The sequence below is a fragment of the Allobosea sp. P4_E12 genome (assembly GCF_056401655.1).
Genome location: NZ_JBFUIY010000008.1, coordinates 1 through 2,500, shown reverse-complemented (window position 1 = coordinate 2,500; position 2,500 = coordinate 1). Strand labels below are relative to the sequence as shown.

The window sequence follows — 2,500 nt, the reverse complement described above, 5'->3', positions numbered from 1 at the left end:
CTGAGCGCATTCGCCCGGAAAAGAAAGAGAAACGAAGACGGCGAAGTTCCGCATGTCGAGGCCTGATTTGGCCTCTTTGTTCCAAGCGGATTTGATGATGAAGCAAGCTTCACCGAAAAATCCTACCTTAGAAAGGAGGTGATCCAGCCGCAGGTTCCCCTACGGCTACCTTGTTACGACTTCACCCCAGTCGCTGAGCCTACCGTGGTCGCCTGCCTCCTTGCGGTTAGCGCGACGCCTTCGGGTAAACCCAACTCCCATGGTGTGACGGGCGGTGTGTACAAGGCCCGGGAACGTATTCACCGTGGCATGCTGATCCACGATTACTAGCGATTCCACCTTCATGCACTCGAGTTGCAGAGTGCAATCTGAACTGAGACGGCTTTTTGGGATTAGCTCYAGATCGCTCTTTCGCTGCCCATTGTCACCGCCATTGTAGCACGTGTGTAGCCCAGCCTGTAAGGGCCATGAGGACTTGACGTCATCCCCACCTTCCTCGCGGCTTATCACCGGCAGTCCCCCTAGAGTTCCCAACTGAATGATGGCAACTAGGGGCGAGGGTTGCGCTCGTTGCGGGACTTAACCCAACATCTCACGACACGAGCTGACGACAGCCATGCASCACCTGTGTTCCGGCCAGCCGAACTGAAGAAAGACATCTCTGTCGATCAAACCGGACATGTCAAAAGCTGGTAAGGTTCTGCGCGTTGCWTCGAATTAAWCCACATGCTCCRCCGCTTGTGCGGGCCCCCGTCAATTCCTTTGAGTTTTARYCTTGCGRCCGTACTCCCCAGGCGGRAYGCTTAAAGCGTTAGCTGCGCCACTGAGGTGCATGCACCCCAACGGCTGGCATTCATCGTTTASGGCGTGGACTACCAGGGTATCTAATCCTGTTYGCTCCCCACRCTTTCGCKCCTCAGCGTCAGTATCGGACCAGTTGGCCGCCTTCGCCACTGGTGTTCTTGCGAATATCTACGAATTTCACCTCTACACTCGCAGTTCCACCAACCTCTTCCGAACTCAAGACTCTCAGTATCGAAGGCAATTCCAGGGTTGAGCCCTGGGCTTTCACCCCCGACTTAAGAGTCCGCCTACGCGCCCTTTACGCCCAGTGATTCCGAGCAACGCTAGCCCCCTTCGTATTACCGCGGCTGCTGGCACGAAGTTAGCCGGGGCTTATTCTTCCGGTACAGTCATTATCTTCCCGGACAAAAGAGCTTTACAACCCTAAGGCCTTCATCACTCACGCGGCATGGCTGGATCAGGCTTGCGCCCATTGTCCAATATTCCCCACTGCTGCCTCCCGTAGGAGTTTGGGCCGTGTCTCAGTCCCAATGTGGCTGATCATCCTCTCAGACCAGCTACTGATCGTCGCCTTGGTGAGCCATTACCTCACCAACTAGCTAATCAGACGCGGGCCGATCTATCGGCGATAAATCTTTCCCCCGAAGGGCTTATCCGGTATTAGTCCAAGTTTCCCTGAATTATTCCGAACCGAAAGGTACGTTCCCACGTGTTACTCACCCGTCTGCCACTAGCACCGAAGTGCCCGTTCGACTTGCATGTGTTAAGCCTGCCGCCAGCGTTCGCTCTGAGCCAGGATCAAACTCTCAGATTGGATGAGTTTGTTCCGGCATCGCTGCGTATTGACGGAGTCATTGCTTGATTACCGAAGTAACCAGCGATGGCTCTTGTAAACGCAGCACACCGAAGTCTCGTTTGACTTGCCCGAAAGCAAGTCCGCAAGAACATCGCCGTCCACGTTTCTCTTTCTGTCTTCAGTTTTCAAACAGCGGTGCGTCTAACAAAGACAAGCAGGCCAACCGATCTCTCGGCTACAAGGCCCGRAGCTCTCATGAAGCGCAGTAGAGCGGCCCCGCCAGCGGCGGCGCCGTCTCGATGAGCAGTGTTTAAGCGAATCAGGTTTCGGGTGTCAACAGCCGATTCGCATTTTGTTGAAAACGTCGATTCGTCCGCGCGACGGCCCCGGTTCTGTGTGGCATGTCGGTCGCGCCCATCCGAGGCATGTCTCCGGCATCCCAGCCGTGGCGGTCGGCCCTTACCTGTATTAGATTGATCGCGGACCAACGAAGCGGGCTGCCGAGCGGCCCCGGGTTCGCACTGCCTGAGCCGCGGCGCTTCAGCCGCGGAGAACCACGAACCGAGCCTGCGTGCCTTTCTATTCGCGAGGAATATGTCCTGCGGAGGAGCGCCATGTTCAACAGACGGCAAATGCTCAAAGCGGCGGGGCGCGCCGTGCTGGGGCTGGGGGTGGCAGTGGGCGAGGGCGCAGGTCTTGCTGCCTTCGCGGCCGCAACGGTGAGGCTACCCTTTGACAATGGCGAGCGGTCGCTCGTCGCTTATCCCGGCAAACGCCCGCTGATTGAATTGACGGCGCGCCCGCCCCAGCTCGAAACCCCGTTCGGCGTCTTCAATGACGGGCTTCTGACCCCGAACGATGCGTTCTTCGTGCGCTATCATCTGGCGGATATCCCGATCG

General features: G+C 57.1%; 1 rRNA gene and 1 pseudogene. One reads left to right on the top strand and one right to left on the bottom strand.

Annotated elements, in window-relative coordinates:
* Positions 1-131: 131 nt before the first annotated feature.
* Positions 132-1,618 (bottom strand): 16S ribosomal RNA (locus AC1DW9_RS11960).
* A gap of 596 nt (positions 1,619-2,214) precedes the next feature.
* Between AC1DW9_RS11960 and AC1DW9_RS11955 the strand changes: the two are divergent.
* A pseudogene (locus AC1DW9_RS11955) lies at positions 2,215-2,500 on the top strand (molybdopterin-dependent oxidoreductase); the annotation flags it as partial.